This is a genomic window from Mucilaginibacter aquaedulcis, from assembly GCF_030409325.1.
Lineage (GTDB): Bacteria > Bacteroidota > Bacteroidia > Sphingobacteriales > Sphingobacteriaceae > Mucilaginibacter > Mucilaginibacter aquaedulcis.
Genome location: NZ_JAUFPR010000008.1, coordinates 269,979 through 285,959 on the forward strand (window position 1 = coordinate 269,979; position 15,981 = coordinate 285,959).

Annotated in this window: 12 protein-coding genes; 10 read left to right on the forward strand and 2 right to left on the reverse strand. The window is 41.9% G+C overall.

Features of this window, described 5'->3' with window-relative positions:
- Positions 1 to 218 precede the first annotated feature (218 nt).
- Complete coding sequence (locus tag QWZ01_RS25295) at positions 219 to 1,040, forward strand: alpha/beta fold hydrolase (protein ID WP_290328468.1); 822 nt, start codon at positions 219 to 221, stop codon at positions 1,038 to 1,040.
- A 90-nt stretch (positions 1,041 to 1,130) separates the two neighbouring features.
- Here the strand turns inward: QWZ01_RS25295 and QWZ01_RS25300 are convergent, their stop codons facing one another.
- A complete protein-coding gene (locus QWZ01_RS25300; RefSeq protein ID WP_290328469.1) occupies positions 1,131 to 2,318 on the reverse strand; it encodes an acetyltransferase domain-containing protein in 1,188 nt (395 codons plus the stop codon).
- A gap of 324 nt (positions 2,319 to 2,642) precedes the next feature.
- Here QWZ01_RS25300 and QWZ01_RS25305 point away from each other — a divergent pair, with 324 nt between their 5' ends.
- Together QWZ01_RS25305 and QWZ01_RS25310 are read left to right on the forward strand one after the other, a co-directional pair.
- Positions 2,643 to 3,089, forward strand: a complete 447-nt coding sequence (locus QWZ01_RS25305) for a hypothetical protein (RefSeq protein ID WP_290328472.1) — start codon at positions 2,643 to 2,645, stop codon at positions 3,087 to 3,089.
- A 32-nt stretch (positions 3,090 to 3,121) separates the two neighbouring features.
- The gene (locus QWZ01_RS25310; RefSeq protein ID WP_290328474.1) at positions 3,122 to 3,553 is read left to right on the forward strand and encodes a GNAT family N-acetyltransferase; all 432 of its coding nucleotides are present in this window, start codon (positions 3,122 to 3,124) and stop codon (positions 3,551 to 3,553) included.
- Between the two features lie 66 nt (positions 3,554 to 3,619).
- Here QWZ01_RS25310 and QWZ01_RS25315 read toward each other — a convergent pair whose 3' ends face one another.
- Entirely contained in the window at positions 3,620 to 4,267 is a 648-nt protein-coding gene (locus QWZ01_RS25315; RefSeq protein ID WP_290328475.1) for an FMN-dependent NADH-azoreductase, read from the reverse strand.
- Positions 4,268 to 4,470: 203 nt separating this feature from the next.
- Here QWZ01_RS25315 and QWZ01_RS25320 point away from each other — a divergent pair, with 203 nt between their 5' ends.
- The 7 genes from QWZ01_RS25320 (at position 4,471) to QWZ01_RS25350 (ending at position 15,950) form a co-directional block, all read left to right on the forward strand.
- Positions 4,471 to 5,937: an aminotransferase-like domain-containing protein gene (locus QWZ01_RS25320; protein ID WP_290328477.1), complete on the forward strand. Its 1,467-nt coding sequence runs from the start codon at positions 4,471 to 4,473 to the stop codon at positions 5,935 to 5,937.
- 153 nt (positions 5,938 to 6,090) lie between these two features.
- Positions 6,091 to 7,104 (forward strand): LacI family DNA-binding transcriptional regulator, encoded by a 1,014-nt coding sequence (locus tag QWZ01_RS25325; RefSeq protein ID WP_290328479.1) that lies wholly within the window; start codon positions 6,091 to 6,093, stop codon positions 7,102 to 7,104.
- 178 nt (positions 7,105 to 7,282) lie between these two features.
- Entirely contained in the window at positions 7,283 to 10,360 is a 3,078-nt protein-coding gene (locus QWZ01_RS25330; RefSeq protein ID WP_290328481.1) for a SusC/RagA family TonB-linked outer membrane protein, read from the forward strand.
- A 22-nt stretch (positions 10,361 to 10,382) separates the two neighbouring features.
- Positions 10,383 to 12,098 (forward strand): RagB/SusD family nutrient uptake outer membrane protein, encoded by a 1,716-nt coding sequence (locus QWZ01_RS25335; protein WP_290328483.1) that lies wholly within the window; start codon positions 10,383 to 10,385, stop codon positions 12,096 to 12,098.
- Positions 12,092 to 13,489 carry a sugar porter family MFS transporter gene (locus tag QWZ01_RS25340; RefSeq protein WP_290328749.1) on the forward strand — a complete coding sequence of 466 codons (1,398 nt, stop codon included), beginning with the start codon at positions 12,092 to 12,094 and terminating at the stop codon, positions 13,487 to 13,489. Before QWZ01_RS25335 ends, QWZ01_RS25340 begins: the two co-directional genes overlap by 7 nt.
- A gap of 14 nt (positions 13,490 to 13,503) precedes the next feature.
- Complete coding sequence (locus tag QWZ01_RS25345) at positions 13,504 to 14,979, forward strand: family 43 glycosylhydrolase (RefSeq protein WP_290328485.1); 1,476 nt, start codon at positions 13,504 to 13,506, stop codon at positions 14,977 to 14,979.
- 5 nt (positions 14,980 to 14,984) lie between these two features.
- The gene (locus tag QWZ01_RS25350; RefSeq protein WP_290328488.1) at positions 14,985 to 15,950 is read left to right on the forward strand and encodes an ROK family protein; all 966 of its coding nucleotides are present in this window, start codon (positions 14,985 to 14,987) and stop codon (positions 15,948 to 15,950) included.
- The last annotated feature ends 31 nt before the right edge of the window (positions 15,951 to 15,981 follow it).

Below are 15,981 nucleotides of genomic sequence, written 5' to 3' on the forward strand. Positions count from 1 at the left end.
GATCAATTTTTGATGATTTTTGAACCTGCTAACCGGCTTTTATTTATTAATTTTAGGTTTTTCAGCCCGGCTTTGGTTCCCACCTTGATTTGTGCGGTATTTGGTATGTGACCACATCCCATATTTGTTTGTAACAGCATAAAAGAATAACACATTACTGTATTGCGACCAAAGGCATTTTCCCAGCATTTTATTACATCACCATAATCAAAACAACAATGAGTAAGATTACAGTAAAAGACGGAACCGAAATTTATTACAAGGATTGGGGAACAGGACAGCCTCTTTTCTTTCATCACGGTTGGCCCCTATCTGGCGATGATTGGGATGCACAGCTGATGTTTTTCCTGAAAGAAGGATTTCGGGTTATAGCTCATGACCGCCGCGGGCATGGCAGGTCTACCCAAACCTCTGGCGGACATGATATGGATACCTATGCATCTGATGTTGCCGCGATAACTGAGGCGCTTGATCTGAAGGATGCTGTGCATATCGGCCACTCAACAGGTGGAGGTGAAGCTATTCATTACGCCGCGAATTTTGGAAAAGGCCGTGTGGCCAAGGTTGTGCTCATCAGTGCGGTTACCCCGATCATGGTACAGTCTGATAGCAATCCGGATGGTGTTCCTATGGCTATATTTGATGAGATACGTCAGGGTACAGCATTTAACAGGGCGCAATATTTTCAGGACTTTACAATTCCTTTCTACGGATATAATCGTGAAGGCGCGAAAATATCGCAGGGAATCAGAGATAATTGGTGGCGCCAGGGAATGATGGGCGGAGTAAAAGCGCATCACGATGGTATCAAGGCTTTTTCAGAAACTGATTTTACTGAAGACCTTAAAAGTGTAGATTTTCCGGTGTTAGTTTTGCATGGTGAAGACGACCAGATAGTTCCTTTCCATATCGCAGGAGAAAAGGCGGTAAAGCTTTTGAAAAACGGAAAATTAATCTCTTATCCAGGCTTCCCTCATGGAATGCCGGCTACTGAGGCTGAAACCATCAACAAAGATCTTTTGGCTTTTATCAGATCGTAAATAACAAGATTTGTTGTAAACAAAAAAGAGCCGTCGCTATAAAAGTGACGGCTCTTTTTTTGGTAATGCCCTATAGAGGTTTAACTCTTGCTACAAATAACTCAGCCACCATTTTGTTTTATTGTTAGATTGCTTATAGGCATCGTATCGTTTACATAGCGGATACAGGCCTGCTACTATCACTATCCAGATGAGGTAAGCCACTGGCAATGAAAAGCCATAACCTTTCAGATCGGTAGTGAACCAGATGGGTTTTGTCAGGAACCATAGTTTCCAGTTTTGACCGGGTAAAAACGCAGAAGAAACAACTGCTACTAAATGTATAATATAAATGTGGATGAGATAATAAAACATAGGAACCCTGCCATATACCGAAACTACTTTTACCACACCACCTTTTAATTTTTCGGTTAATGAGAGGAATAAAAAAGCTCCGCCCAGAGTAAGCAAAACATAGAGTAGGGATGGCGGGTATTTATTTACCTTTATAAATGATAAAAAGGTGAAAAATGCATCCTTTTGCACAGTCCACTTTACAGGGTCGCCATAAAGGTTGGTATAGCGCAGAATAATGAATGCCGCAATGGTGAAACTGCCTAATAACAATAGGTTTCTTTGTCTTTTATGCTCGTCGTAATCAGCAGCATACCAGGAACCCAGGCAATAGCCCAAAGGCATAATAGCCATTAATGGAACAATGGGGTAACCTACTAAAAGCATTTCCTTATGCCACATAAAAAACTGCTGATCATGAATCAGCGACCAGCCAAAAGCAGGCAAAGAATTACCTGCCACGTGTACATTATCTAATAAGTTATGGCCGGCAATAATGGTGATACAAATAACAAGGATAAGTTTTTTGGGAAGATGAATAAATGCTGCCAGTATGATCATGCTGGTGCCCAGTGCCCATATGGTAATAAATAGAAGCATGGGGAAGGTTATATTGAAATTCCACCCAAAATTAACAACTACCAGCTCCAGAAATACCAGCCAAATCCCTCTTTTTACCAGAAATATGGATAATTCTTTTTTGTTTTTCTTTTGCCCGATAAGGTATGCCGATGTTCCGGCCAGGAGCATAAATATAGGAGCACAGAAATGGGTGATCCACCTGGTGAAAAATAATATGCCGCTTGTTTTGCTGAGATCAAGCGGATCATAAAGAAACGAGCCTGAGTATAAGTAATCCCTTACATGGTCAAGCGCCATAATGATCATGATGGTGCCCCTAAGAAAATCAATGGATGTGATCCGTTTCTTTATGACTGTGTTCATTCAGGTTTAAATAAAATATAAAAGTAATGCTTTTTATAGGTTGAATTTTAACGATGCGTTGTTTTGTTTTTAACACTGCAGGTATTTTAAATCACGTTTCTTCCAAAACAACTAATAAACCTACAGCTTTTAGCAGAACGGACAAGAGGATTTTACTAAGAGGTTCAGGCTTTTCTTCCTACCAGGAAATAGGCTTATTAATCGCTTTTGCATAAGCAATCTTCTTACAAAAAAAACTTTCCTTCTGGCCCCTCCAAAATCTAATAACTGGTACCTGATACTTTAACCGGGAGGCTTTATCTTTGATTTTAAAATAAAAAACAAATGAAAAACGCATCTGGAATAGCCCAGCTTATTTTAAGATTAGCTCTCGGGGTTGGGTTTTTATTACCTGTAATGGATAGGCTTGGTTTAATGGGGCCTCATGGTTCAGCAGGAGTTACATGGGGCGATTGGCAACACTTTATTGACTATACCAACACCCTGGTTCCGTTTGCCGGTCGGTCAATTGCCAACCTGATGGGTTTGTTTGCTACAATTGCCGAAGCCGTATTTGGTATATGTCTAATCATAGGTTTCAGAATTAAAGAAATTGCCTTGGGCGCAGGTATCCTGACAATGGTATTTGGTATATGCATGGCCATTTTTTTAAGCATCGGCGCTCCGTTTGGCTACCCGGTTTTTGTTTTTACGGGTGGTGCTTTGGTGCTTTCGGGCATTGATCATTACAAATGGAGTATTGACGGCTATATCCAGGGCAGGAGTTTGTAATTAAATTTTGTTGTAAGTAGTAAGAATAATTTATGGAATTCAGAAAAGCAAAAACTAAAGCTGATATTGAGATTTGTAAAGAAGCAATCCTGGAATTTCGCGGGAATTTAGATCCGAAAACGGTAGTTGACCAGGTTTTTCAAATGATAAACCAGGAAGGATTTGAATTGGTTTATATCCCCAATGCCGATAATACCAAAGCTGGTGCGTTTATAGGTTACCGAACCATCAATATGCTACGTACCGGCCCTATGATCTACGTTGATGACCTGTTTACATTTTCAGAATTCAGGGGACTGGGTTATGCCGGTGCACTGTTAGATTATGTTGCCGGTGAGGCGGCAAATGAAGGGATAAAGAGCATTCATCTTGATAGTGGTTATGCGCTGCATACCGCACACCGCCTATACCTTAATAAAGGCTTTCATCTGGCATGCAATCATTTTGCCAAGCCGATCAATTGATTTGTATCGCTATCAATATTTAAGGGTATCGATAGCGATTTATAATAAACACAGAGCGCAAATCTTTTAAGATTTGCGCTCTGTGTTTGCAGCCATTTCGGCTATATTAAAATGAACATCTTTTTTTGATTGCTCAAACAACTCCTGGTCAAACGCGCTTCCGTTAAGTGCTACTTCTTGAATATCGGTAATACCCATGATATTGAAAACCGTTTTGAGGTAATCCGTTTGAAAATTCATGTGTGCATAAAACTCACCTTTTTCATAGCCCGCGTTACCTCTTGTTAATAGCAGATAAACTTTCTTATTCTTTAATAAACCGGTATACGGATTTTTCGGATCAGCATTACTAATAGCAATAGTTTCGTTAGCTCTTATTACCTGGTCAAGATAAGCCTTTAAAGCGCTTGGTATAGACCAATTGTACATTGGGGTTCCCAATACAATTACATCAGCGGCTTTTAGCTCGGCAATTAGCTGATCGCTTATCTTTAGTGCATTTACTTCCTCCTCGGTTCTTAACTCAGCAGGTTTAAATGCGCCTGCTATCCATAATTCAGATACATGGGGTATGGCTTCCTGTCCAACTTCACGGTGCTGAATGGTATAATCGGGGTTGCTTTCTATCCATTTAGTACCAAACAAATTGGTAAGGTTCCTGCTGGTTGAGCGCTCGCCTCTTGGGCTTGCGTTAATGATCAATAAATTTTTCATTTTGTTAACTTGTTTAGTTTGAACAAAGGCTATGCTTTGTTGCCCAACGGGTATCACAGTTATTGATTAAATCTTTTTGATTGTGATATCTTTGAGTGTACAAACTTAAATATGTATGTTCACCGCTTTGGGTACCAGCTTTTCGCATTCAGAGGGACCAGCACAATTTGATGTTTCTGTGATAAATCTTACTTTGTTTAATTATGCTTCCCTTTAAAACCTTATTAAAAATAGACAAGAACAGCCCCGAGGCAGTGTTTAAGCAAATTGCTTCGCAACTTGTGCTATTAATTCAAAAGGGAATATTAATGCCCGATATGCAGCTGCCCAGCACGCGCCTGCTTGCGACAGACTTGGGCCTGCACCGGAAAACAATAATGGCTGCTTATAATGATCTTATTACCGAAGATTGGATCATAAGCAAGGAAAGGAAAGAATATCGGGTATCAACTCTTTTACCAATAGTAAAGCCGCGCACTTATGCCAGTAAGTCGAGGTCAAGCTATAAAGCTAAGTCAGCGGTTTTATTTGATAAGCTGGAGCATGTGCCTTCATTAACCAAGATAACCACCGATTTTAAGGTTATTGTAAACGACGGTTTCCCTGATGTAAATATATTCCCGGTTGATAGGGTTTCTAACGAATACAGGCGGCTGCTTACACACCAGGCATTAAAAAAAGCTTCTACAAGCTGGAGTGTTGATGGCAGCCAGATCTTTAAGGAGGCCTTATCTTTATTTTTGAACGATACCCGCGGACTGAACATAGAGCCGGAAAACCTGATGGTAACCCGGGGCGCCCAAATGGCCATCTATATAGCAGCTTCATTAATAATAAAGCCCGGCGATAAGGTTTTAGTCACCACGCCCAGTTATTTTTTGGCTGATGCTATTTTCAGGCAATTGGGCGCGCAGCTGATCACTATTCCGGTAGATGGTGAAGGTGCTGATGTTGATGCTATAGAAGATGCACTGATCAACAATCAAATAAAACTGTTATATATTATTCCACATCACCATCACCCAACTACGGTTACGCTAAGCTCAACGCGCCGTACAAAGCTGCTGGAGCTTATAAAGACTTACCAGTTAAGTGTTATAGAGGATGATTATGACTACGATTTTCAATATCAGCATAGCCCATACTTACCATTGGCCAGCGGCGTGCATAACGGCAACGTGATCTATATAGGCTCGCTTACTAAAGTGCTTGGTCCTAATTTCAGGCTTGGCTATATGATATCAACCCCTGATTTTTTGCATAGTGCCATTAAATTAAAAATCCTGATAGATTTAAGAGGCGATGCATTGATGGAAGAGATTATAGCATCACTTATGCAAAGCGGTGAATTTTCAAGGTTTATCATGAAGGCCAATAAATTGTATAACCAGAGATGCAATTACGCTTCAAATCTTATCGGCAGCGAGCTTAGTCATCTGGTAGAATTTAAGAAACCGCAAGGAGGAATGGCGCTTTGGCTAAAGTTTCATGAAAACTATCAGCTCCGAAACATTATTCATAAAGCTTCTGCTTTAGGCTTGCAGCTTACCGGGGCCGCCTATCATAAAGGAGAAAATTTAACATATGATGCTATTCGGTTTGGATTTGCCTCAATAAATGAAAAAGAGGTAGAATTTGCTGTTGAAGTGCTCAAGAAGATCACTTTATGAAATAAACCCTATTTAAACGGATTGACCTGCGTATATCCAAGATAATTTTCTCGAATTATTTCACATTTTACAAAAATCATTTGCTTTAATCGTTTAAAGTATTACATTTGGATTACAATTCCAATTTAACCAAATTATAATACCTTTATTTCCGTGAAAAAAGTGGTGCTCAAAGATATCGCTCAGTACGTTGGTGTATCCACGGCGCTGGTTTCGTATGTGCTGAATGGCCAGGCGGAAGAGAAGCAGGTAAGTAAAGAAAATGCGGAAAAAATAAAACAGGCTGCTATTGCATTAAATTATCAGCCCAATCAGGTAGCTAAAAGCCTGCGAACTCAAAAAACACACACTATAGGTCTGGTGGTTGCCGATATCAATTATCGATTCAGTACCGGGATAACACGATCCATTGAGGCTGAGGCAAAACGCCGGAATTTTACGGTTATCTACGGAAGCAGCGATGAGGATGCGGAAAAATTCACACAGCTTACCAATGTGCTCATAAACAGGCAGGTAGATGGACTTATTTTAGTGCCGGGCGAGGACTCAGAAGAGCAAATTGTGCTTTTACAACAATCAGGGACACCTTTTGTACTGGTCGATCGCTATTTTCCAAACATAGATACCAACTATGTAGCACTTGATAATTATAAGGCATCATACGATGCCATTTCATACCTGGTTAAAACAGGGCATAAAAAAATCAGCTTTGTTAATCTTGAAACCTCGCTTTTCCATCTTCGCGAACGTGACCGGGGATACCGGGATGCATTAAAAGATCATCACCTGGAAGCTAATCCGGAGTGGATGAGGCATTTGCGTCCGCAGCACCTGAAAGAGGATATGGAATTGGCTACCAGGCAGATACTTGACAGGCTGAATCCTTGCGATGCCGTACTGTTTGCTACCGACAGGCTTTCAATTGCGGGGCTCAAGCAGTTTAATGATTATGGTATTCGTATACCTAAGGATATTTCTGTGCTGAGTTTTGATGAAGCGGATGCTTTTGATCTGTTTTATTGCCCGGTGAGTCATTCGCGGCAACCCCTGGAAAAAATGGGAGAGGCAGCGGTAGATATATTGGTTGATCTGATTAATAAACAGAAGACACACAAGCAATTATATTTTCAAACCGATTTTATAGCGGGTAAATCCTGCAGAGAATAATTTTTTATCAATTGCCTTAATCGATTAAGGTAGACAATTATAGATTTTTCACCAATAAACTAACGGATAAACCGATGAGCAAACGAATGATAAGTTACTTTAATCGATTAAGGTGGAATCCGCCTTAGCTATATCTCCTCCTGAACAAATTATGAAACCCAATATTAAACTTTTTTTTATGAAGCAAATTTTAACAATCATGTTGTTTTTTTTCTGTACAGGCGTTTTTGCCCAACAGAAAACGGTGACCGGAACGGTCACCGACAAAGACTTAGGTAAGCCGCTGGTAGGCGTTACCGTAAAGTCGGGTCAGGCCACGGTTATTACTGATGTTAATGGGAAATTCAGTATAAACGCGGCTTTAAACTCCCAGATTAATTTTTCATACGTGGGTATGCAGGCTTATACTTATGTAGTAAAAGATGTGCAAAACCCAATAACTATTGTAATGGAGTATTTATCAGGGAATTTGAATGAGGTGGTAGTAACCGGTTACCAGAGCCAAAAAAAGGCTGATCTGACTGGTGCGGTTTCTGTGGTGAAGATGACGGATATTAAAGACATTCCGCAGGGAAACGCCACAAAGGCACTGCAGGGCAGGATTCCCGGTGTATTGATCACCACTAACGGTTCTCCTGAAGGAGGTGCTACCGTTCGTATCCGCGGTGTAGGTACATTAAATAATAATGATCCGCTTTATGTAATTGATGGAGTGCCAACCACAAGGGGGCTTGAGGAAATTAACCAGGCCGATATTGAATCGATGCAGGTATTGAAGGATGCATCATCGGCCACTATTTATGGTTCAAGGGCGGCAAACGGGGTAATTATCGTTACCACCAAGAAGGGTAAAAAAGGTATTAACCGTATTGATGTTAATGCCTCAACCTCATTGCAGTATTACAACTCCAAACTATCTATGCTGAATACGCAACAGCATGGCGAGGCCTATTTTAAAGCCTCTGTTAATGATGGCACCGATCCTAATAATAACCAGATCTATCAGTTTGACTGGAACAAGGATTTTACCAGTCCGGTACTTAACAGTGTTATTTTACCCGAGTTTATTGATGGTGCTAAAACCATGAAACCGGCCAATACCAACTGGTTTGATGAAATTGGCCAAACCTCGTTATTACAGAACTATAACGTGGCCTTTAGTAATGGCGGCGAAAAAAACAACAGCTTTTTTTCTGTAAGCTATTATGATAACAAGGGTATTGTTAAGGAAACTCACACCAAAAAGGTAACATTAAGATTAAACACAGATTACAGTTTTTTTAATGGCCGATTAAAAGTTGGGGAAAACCTAAACACAAGTTTTATTAACGACAGGCTGATTGATGTGAACGGCGTTCTGTTTGGGGCTCTTGTTCAAAACCCAATTGTGCCGGTATATACCGTTACAGGTGGATGGGGTGGTCCGGCCGCGGGAATGACCGACAGGCAAAATCCTGTTCGTTTGATTCAGGATAACAAACAAAATCAAAGTTATTTCGGAAGGATAACCGGAAACGCTTTTGCCGATCTTGCCATTATACAAGGCCTGCATTTTAAAACCACATTTGGTGTTGATTATGATGGTCTTTATGAAAGAACATTAAGAAAATCATACGTTTCAGGTTTTCTTGTCGATCCTTCAAATCTTACCGCAAACTCACAGAATTTTGATGGCAACCTCATCTGGCAAAACCAGTTGACCTATGATCTTGATCTCAAAAAAAGCAAGTTCAATTTTCTTGCCGGTCAGGAGTCTATCCACTACATGAACCAGAACTTTTTTGGCAGCAGGCAGGGTTATGCGGTGGAGGATATTAACTATGCCTATCTTGATGCCGGTTCAACCAATATTTTGAATGGTGGTAATGGTGGCGCTTATTCTTTGCTTTCTTATTTCGGAAAGGCCAATTACACTTATGATAATAAGTACATCGCCTCGGTTACAGTCAGGCGAGATGGTTCATCAAGGTTTGGGCAAAATAACAGGTATGGTACATTTCCATCAGCATCATTGGGCTGGCGTTTGAGCGAAGAATCATTTGTTAAAAAACTCTCTTTTATATCCGATCTGAAACTGCGTTATGGCTATGGCGAAACCGGGAATCAAACAGCGGGTAACTATGCCACATATGCATTGTACTCTGCTATTTATGGTACCGATCCTACATTTACAGCCGACAGGGGAACTGCTTACGACATAACCGGTGCCGGAACAGGTACGCTTCCATCAGGTTTTGTGAAGATACAGGAAGGTAACAACTCATTAAAATGGGAAGGAACTAAAGAATCAAACTTTGGTATCGACTTTGGATTATTTGGTCAGAAGATAACCGGCTCGGTTGATTATTTTATTAAAAAAACATCTAACATATTAATTACCCCAGGCTACCTGGCTGTTATTGGCGAAGGGGGTACCACAACCTTCAACGGTGCCAGTATGCAGAACAAAGGTTTTGAAGCTTTATTAAACTATGACGGGCAGATCAGCAAGGACCTTAACTTTTCAATAAGCGCCAATATCGCCACTTTCAGAAACAAGGTTACCTTTTTGCCATCGGAGGTGTTAACGGCCTATCCGGGTAACGGAAGCACACAAACCATTGTAGGGCACTCTATCAATTCTATTTTTGGTTATGTTGCTGATGGTCTGTTCACAAGCCAGGCCCAGGTAGATGCCTCGCCTGCCCAGCCGGGAAAAGGCTTGGGTCGTATCCGGTACAAGGATCTGAATGGCGATAACAAAATTGATGATAATGACCGGACTTACATCTCAAATGGTAACCCTGATTTTACCTATGGGTTAAACTTCAACCTGTCATATAAAGATTTTGACATGTCGCTCTTTTTCCAGGGAGTGCAGGGTATTCAGGTGTACAACACATATAAAACCTATACCGATTTTTCATCTATCTGGCCGGGAACAAACTGGGGAACACGTACGCTGAATGCATGGTCACCTACTAATACGTCATCTAACATTCCGGCGCTGACACTGGTTGACAGGAACAACGAGAACAGAACATCTACTTACTATCTCGAAAATGGATCGTACTTAAAACTCCGTAACATACAGATCGGCTATAATCTGCGGAATGCTTTAAGCAGTATTAAAGTTCAGCGGGCAAGGGTGTTTATCCAGGCAAATAATCTGTTCACGGTTAAAAGTAAATCATACACCGCAACAGATCCTGAAAACCCAAGCGGCGCATACCCTATTCCGGCTATTACAACCATCGGTTTAGACCTGTCATTTTAGTAGAATCTCAAAAATTAAGGAAATGAAAAAATATCTATTATACATAGCTTTTTTACTGGGAACGTTGGCATCCTGTAAAAAATCACTTAACGAGCAGCCGCAGGGTGTGTTGGCGAGCGATCAGCTCAATACCCCTGTTAACGTAGAAAAAATGGTGGTGGCGGCCTATTCGTCGCTCGGAAACGAAAATCTGCATACATCCAACAGCCTATGGCCCTGGGGTAGTATGCGCAGCGGTGATGCCTACAAAGGTGGAGATGGCGTAGGCGATAACAGTGAGTGGAACGATTATGAAACTTTTGTAACCAATCAAAATACCAACAGCCTAACCGATCAGATGTGGGCACAGATATACAACGGTATTGCCCGTGTTAATAATGCACTGCTCCGTGTTAATAACATCAACGCGGCCGATTATCCGCAGAAAACACCAAGGCAGGGCGAAATGCGTTTTTTGCGTGGTAACTATTACTTTATGGGTAAAATTTTATGGAACCGTATACCCTATATTGATGAAAACCTGCCTACTGATGAGTACAGCAAAAAATCAAATGTTGAGCTAACCAGCGATCAGCTTTGGGCCAAAATAACCGACGATTTCAGGTTTGCTGCCAATACCTTACCGGCAACACAATCAGACAAAGGAAGGCCTAACAAGTATACTGCGTTGGCCTATCTTGCCAAAGCATTGCTTTACCAGGCTTACACGCAAGATGATAATCATAATGTTACCGGGATTGATCAAACCAAGCTTAATCAGGTAGTAACCCTGTGCGATAGTGTGATCAACTTAAGCGGTTATGCTTTAGCTGGCGATTTTGGGGATAACTTTTTGGCAGCAACAGAAAATGGTCCCGAATCGGTTTTTGCGATTCAATATTCTAAAAATGATGGCACCCAGTTTGGCCGGATAGATATGGGGCATTCGCTTACCTATTCTATGAACCCTGAATATGGCTGCTGCTGGCAGCATATACCAAGCCAGGATCTGGTGAATAACTTTAAAACAGATGCGAATGGCTTGCCGATGTTTACCGGGTATAATGATGTGGATGCTACTAAAGTAAGCGATTTTTTAAACCAGACGTTTGACCCAAGGCTTGATCATACTGTTGGTATTCCGGGCCATCCGTTTAAATATGTGCCTACTTTTGTTTACCAAACTTCCTGGGCGCGTGCACCTGCTATTTACGGATTTTTCACCAGTATGAAAGATGACGCGGCTGCAAATGATCCTTCGTTTCAGAAAATCCCGCCGTTTATGTCGAGCTCAAAAAACTGGGAACTGATCAGGTTTGCGGATGTACTACTTTGGAAAGCCGAGGCGCTGATAGAGCTAAACCGCCCGTTAGAAGCCTTGCCGCTGATCAACATGGTTAGGCAAAGGGCCGGCAACAGTACCGCACGTTTAAAACAGGTTGATGGGTCATTTATATCCAACTATAAAGTAGGTACCTATCAGCCCGGTGTTAATTGTGTTTGGACACAGGATTTTGCCCGTCAGGCTATGCGCAGGGAGCGCCGTTTGGAATTTGCTATGGAAGGTAACCGCTTTTTTGATCTCGTTAGATGGGGAATTGCGGATACTTACCTGAATAGTTATTTTGCTTCTGAGTCAACCAAGCGAACTTATCTGAAAACTGCTAAATTTACCAAGGGCCGTGATGAGTATTTACCTATCCCGCTCAATCAGATCAATTATAGCAAGGGATTATATAAGCAAAATCCAGGATTCTAAACCAAACACTAAATTATATGAAATTAAAATCCAATGTCCTTCTTATCGCGGTTATTGCAGCAACCGGTGGTCTTTTATTCGGTTTTGATACCGGGGTTATTTCCGGTGCACTACCTTTTCTGAAACAATACTGGCAGCTTAGTGATGCCAGTATTGAATGGATCACTACCACAGTGCTCATTGGCGCGGTGGCAGGCGCGGTAACCAGCGGCAAGCTGTCTGATATTATTGGCAGGAAAAGGATGATCATCATCAACGCGATAATTTTTACTGTTGGTGCACTCGGTTGTGCTTATGCGCCCAGTGTTACCGTACTGATCATTATGCGCGTGATCATTGGTTTTGCCATTGGTATTACTTCATACGTTGTGCCTATGTATATTTCAGAAATATCACCGGCACGGGTAAGGGGGGCATTGGTTACACTAAACCAGCTCATGATAACCCTGGGTATTCTGCTATCCTATATTACAGATTACTGGTTATCAAATGATAATAATAATGAAAGCTGGCGGTGGATGTTCCTGGTAGGCTTTGTACCGGCGGCTATCCTGCTGTTTGGAATGTTCTTTTTACCCGAAACACCACGGTGGCTTATGAGCAAAAACAGGTGGGATGAGGGCAAGAAAATTTTATTGAAACTGGAGGATGCCGACCTGGTTGATAAAACCATTGCCGAGTTGGAAGATGAGATCACCTTATCATTCAAAGCTAAAGTATCATCAGGCGAAATACTGAAACCATGGCTCAGGGCTCCGCTTATCATTACTGTAGGGATCTTCTTCTTTCAGCAATTTTCGGGAGTGAATACCATCATTTATTATTCGCCAATTATTTTCAAAATAGCAGGTATAGTTAGTAATACAGCAAGCATTATCCCGGCCATTATTATTGGTGGGGTAAATGTGCTGGCTTGTTTACTTTCTGTATTTATGTTAGATAAGGTAGGCAGGCGTAAACTTTACTTCATAGGCATTTTCGGCATGATCCCTTCGCTGGCATTACTGGGTGCCTGTTTTCATTTCAAGGAAGCTTTAGGAGCAAGCTTGCCGGTATTTGCCGTAATAAGTATTGTGTGCTACATTATTTTTATAGCTATTAGTCTGGCGCCTTTGGGTTGGTTGCTCATCTCTGAAGTGTTTCCGCTTAGTGTACGTGGTGTGGGCATGAGTATCGGTTCGCTGGCCCATTGGGGATTTAACGCGGTTATCGCATTCACCTTTTTAAAACTGGTTAACGCGCTCGGTATCGATTATACCTTTTGGAGCTATGCGGTAATTTGTGTTATTGGCGCGGTTTGGGGATACTATTATATACCCGAAACCAAAGGAAAATCGCTGGAGGCTATTGAAAGCCACTGGCGTAACGGGGATAGTCCCAAAGACATTTAATCTAAACATATCAAATGAAAAAACTACTATTTACCTGTGCATTTGCCTTCATGGCGTGGTACGCGCAGGCGCAATTGGGTGTTAAATATGATCCCACTATACAAGCTACCAAAAGTATGCAGTACTTTAAGCCAAAGGGAAACCTCTTTGTTGGCGACTGTATCCCTTTTTCTAAGGATGGCGTTTATTACTATTACTGGTTGCTTGATTCGGCCCATCATAAAAGCTTAAATGGTTTGGGTGGCCACCAGTGGGCACTCAGTAAATCAAGCGATCTTAAAACCTGGCAACAATTTCCGCTGGTGCTCAAAATTGATGAGCCCTGGGAAAAATCTATCTGTACAGGCTCTGTAGTGTTTTATAAAGGAAAGTACTATGCCTTTTATGCAACCCGCTTACTTAATGATGGTAAGGTTAACGAGCAGTTAAGTTATGCCATAAGTAATGATGGTGTAAACTTTGAAAAGCAAAAGCCCAATCCCTTTTATACATCGGCACCGGGCTACAGCAAGCGTGATTTCAGGGATCCGAAAGTTTTTGTAGATGAAAAAACAGGTGAGTTTCATTTGTTTGTATCCAGCTGGCAGGAAAACACCGTGATGAAAAACAATGGCGGCGCGTTGGTGCATTTATCTTCAAAAGACCTCAAAAACTGGACTGTTCACGAACCGATACTAACCGGTCAGCCATCTACACCTGAATGCCCGGATTACTTTTTCTGGAAAGGCTGGTATTACCTGGTTTATAGCGACAACAGCAATACATCATACGTAAAATCACGCAAGCCTTATGGTCCGTGGGAGGCTCCGCGTTACCAGGCTTTAAATGAAGATTGGTCAAACGTGGTTAAAACAGCCGAATTTAAGAATGGCAGGCGCATAGCAGCAGCCTGGGTGCCTAACCGTTTTGAGGGTAAGGATAATAATGGAGAGATCTTCGGCGGAAACTCTTTGTTCAGGGAGGTTGGTCAGGAATCAGATGGTACTTTGACAACCAGCTTTCCGGCAGAAATGATCCCCGAAACAGCTGAAGCTTTAAATATTAAAATTGTTAATGATCTGCAATCATCATCACCGGATAGCCATAGCGTTAGTATTAATTCGCCGGGAGGCGTAGGCTCTGCACATGTTGAAAACGTGCCGGCCAATTGCCGCATTACCATGGAAATTGAACCTGTAGGTTTAAACGAGGAATTTGGCCTGTATTTGCGCTCGGGTGCGAGGGCCGATGGTGGTTACAGGCTCAATTTTTCGGCAGCTAATAAAATAGTAAAACTTGGCAATACCGCTATAGAAGGGGTTGATGGCCTGAATAAACCTATCAAAGTTGATGTGGTGATCAAAGATGGAATTATTGATGTAGATGTTGATCACCGGCGCACTATTGTTAACCGTACTTATGAACAAAACGGAAGTTTTGTTTGGTTTTATGCCAAGCACGGCCAGGTGAATTTTAAGTCAATCACAATTAGTCCCCTTAAAGAAGATTAAAATATATGTTGTTAGGATTTGATATTGGTGGCACCAAATGCGCGGTGGTAATAGGTAGCGTGGTTAATGATGAAATTGTGATTGCAGATAAACGGGTTGTTGCAACAGATAAGCCGGTTTATGAAATGATTGAGCTGTTATTTTCCACAGCAGAAAATTTATTGCAGGAGCATCACCTAACAGCAGCCGAACTCCAGGGCATTGGCATAAGCTGTGGTGGCCCCCTGAGCAGTAAAAAAGGACTGATTTTATCCCCGCCAAATTTAATTGGCTGGGATAAAATTCCCATCGTAAAAATGGCCGAGGAACGTTTTAAAGTTAAAACCCTGCTGCAAAATGATGCTAACGCCTGCGCAGTTGCCGAGTGGAAATATGGAGCAGGTAAGGGTATTGATAACCTGATATTTTTAACCTTTGGCACAGGGATGGGTGCAGGTTTGATACTTAATGGAAAGCTGTATTCGGGCCCGTCGGATCTTGCCGGCGAAGTGGGGCATATCCGCCTTTCAGAAATGGGGCCGGTTGGTTTTGGTAAGGCTGGGTCTTTTGAGGGGTATTGCAGTGGCGGCGGTATTGCCCAGTTGGGCCAGATAAAAGCCCGCGAAAAACTACAGGTTGGCGAAACGGTGAGTTTTTGCAGAACCATAAATGACCTGCCCAACATTTCTGCAAAAACAATAGCCGAAGCCGCGTTGCAGGGCGATGAGCTGGCAATAGAAGTTTACAGGATATGTGCTCATTATTTAGGCCGGGGGCTGGCTATGCTTATAGATGTTTTAAACCCCGAAATGATAATACTGGGCAGTATTTACGGGCGTGCCCGGCAATTGCTTGAACCGGTAATGATGGAGGTTATTAAACAGGAAGCCTATGCCGAATCTGTAGAGGCCTGCCGCATAGTTCCGGCAGGGCTGGGTGAAAATATAGGCGATATCGCGGCCCTTTCACTGGCATTAATGAGCCAGGAATAAAATTTAAAGACGCTCAGTCAGCCATGTTGTT

Bases quoted from the DNA above. Each gene is read 5' to 3' on its own strand.
- QWZ01_RS25295 (WP_290328468.1), top strand. From the start codon at position 219: ATGAGTAAGATTACAGTAAAAGACGGAACCGAAATTTATTACAAGGAT.
- QWZ01_RS25300 (WP_290328469.1), bottom strand. From the start codon at position 2,318: ATGAACACAGTCATAAAGAAACGGATCACATCCATTGATTTTCTTAGG.
- QWZ01_RS25305 (WP_290328472.1), top strand. From the start codon at position 2,643: ATGAAAAACGCATCTGGAATAGCCCAGCTTATTTTAAGATTAGCTCTC.
- QWZ01_RS25310 (WP_290328474.1), top strand. From the start codon at position 3,122: ATGGAATTCAGAAAAGCAAAAACTAAAGCTGATATTGAGATTTGTAAA.
- QWZ01_RS25315 (WP_290328475.1), bottom strand. From the start codon at position 4,267: ATGAAAAATTTATTGATCATTAACGCAAGCCCAAGAGGCGAGCGCTCA.
- QWZ01_RS25320 (WP_290328477.1), top strand. From the start codon at position 4,471: ATGCTTCCCTTTAAAACCTTATTAAAAATAGACAAGAACAGCCCCGAG.
- QWZ01_RS25330 (WP_290328481.1), top strand. From the start codon at position 7,283: ATGAAGCAAATTTTAACAATCATGTTGTTTTTTTTCTGTACAGGCGTT.
- QWZ01_RS25335 (WP_290328483.1), top strand. From the start codon at position 10,383: ATGAAAAAATATCTATTATACATAGCTTTTTTACTGGGAACGTTGGCA.
- QWZ01_RS25345 (WP_290328485.1), top strand. From the start codon at position 13,504: ATGAAAAAACTACTATTTACCTGTGCATTTGCCTTCATGGCGTGGTAC.
- QWZ01_RS25350 (WP_290328488.1), top strand. From the start codon at position 14,985: ATGTTGTTAGGATTTGATATTGGTGGCACCAAATGCGCGGTGGTAATA.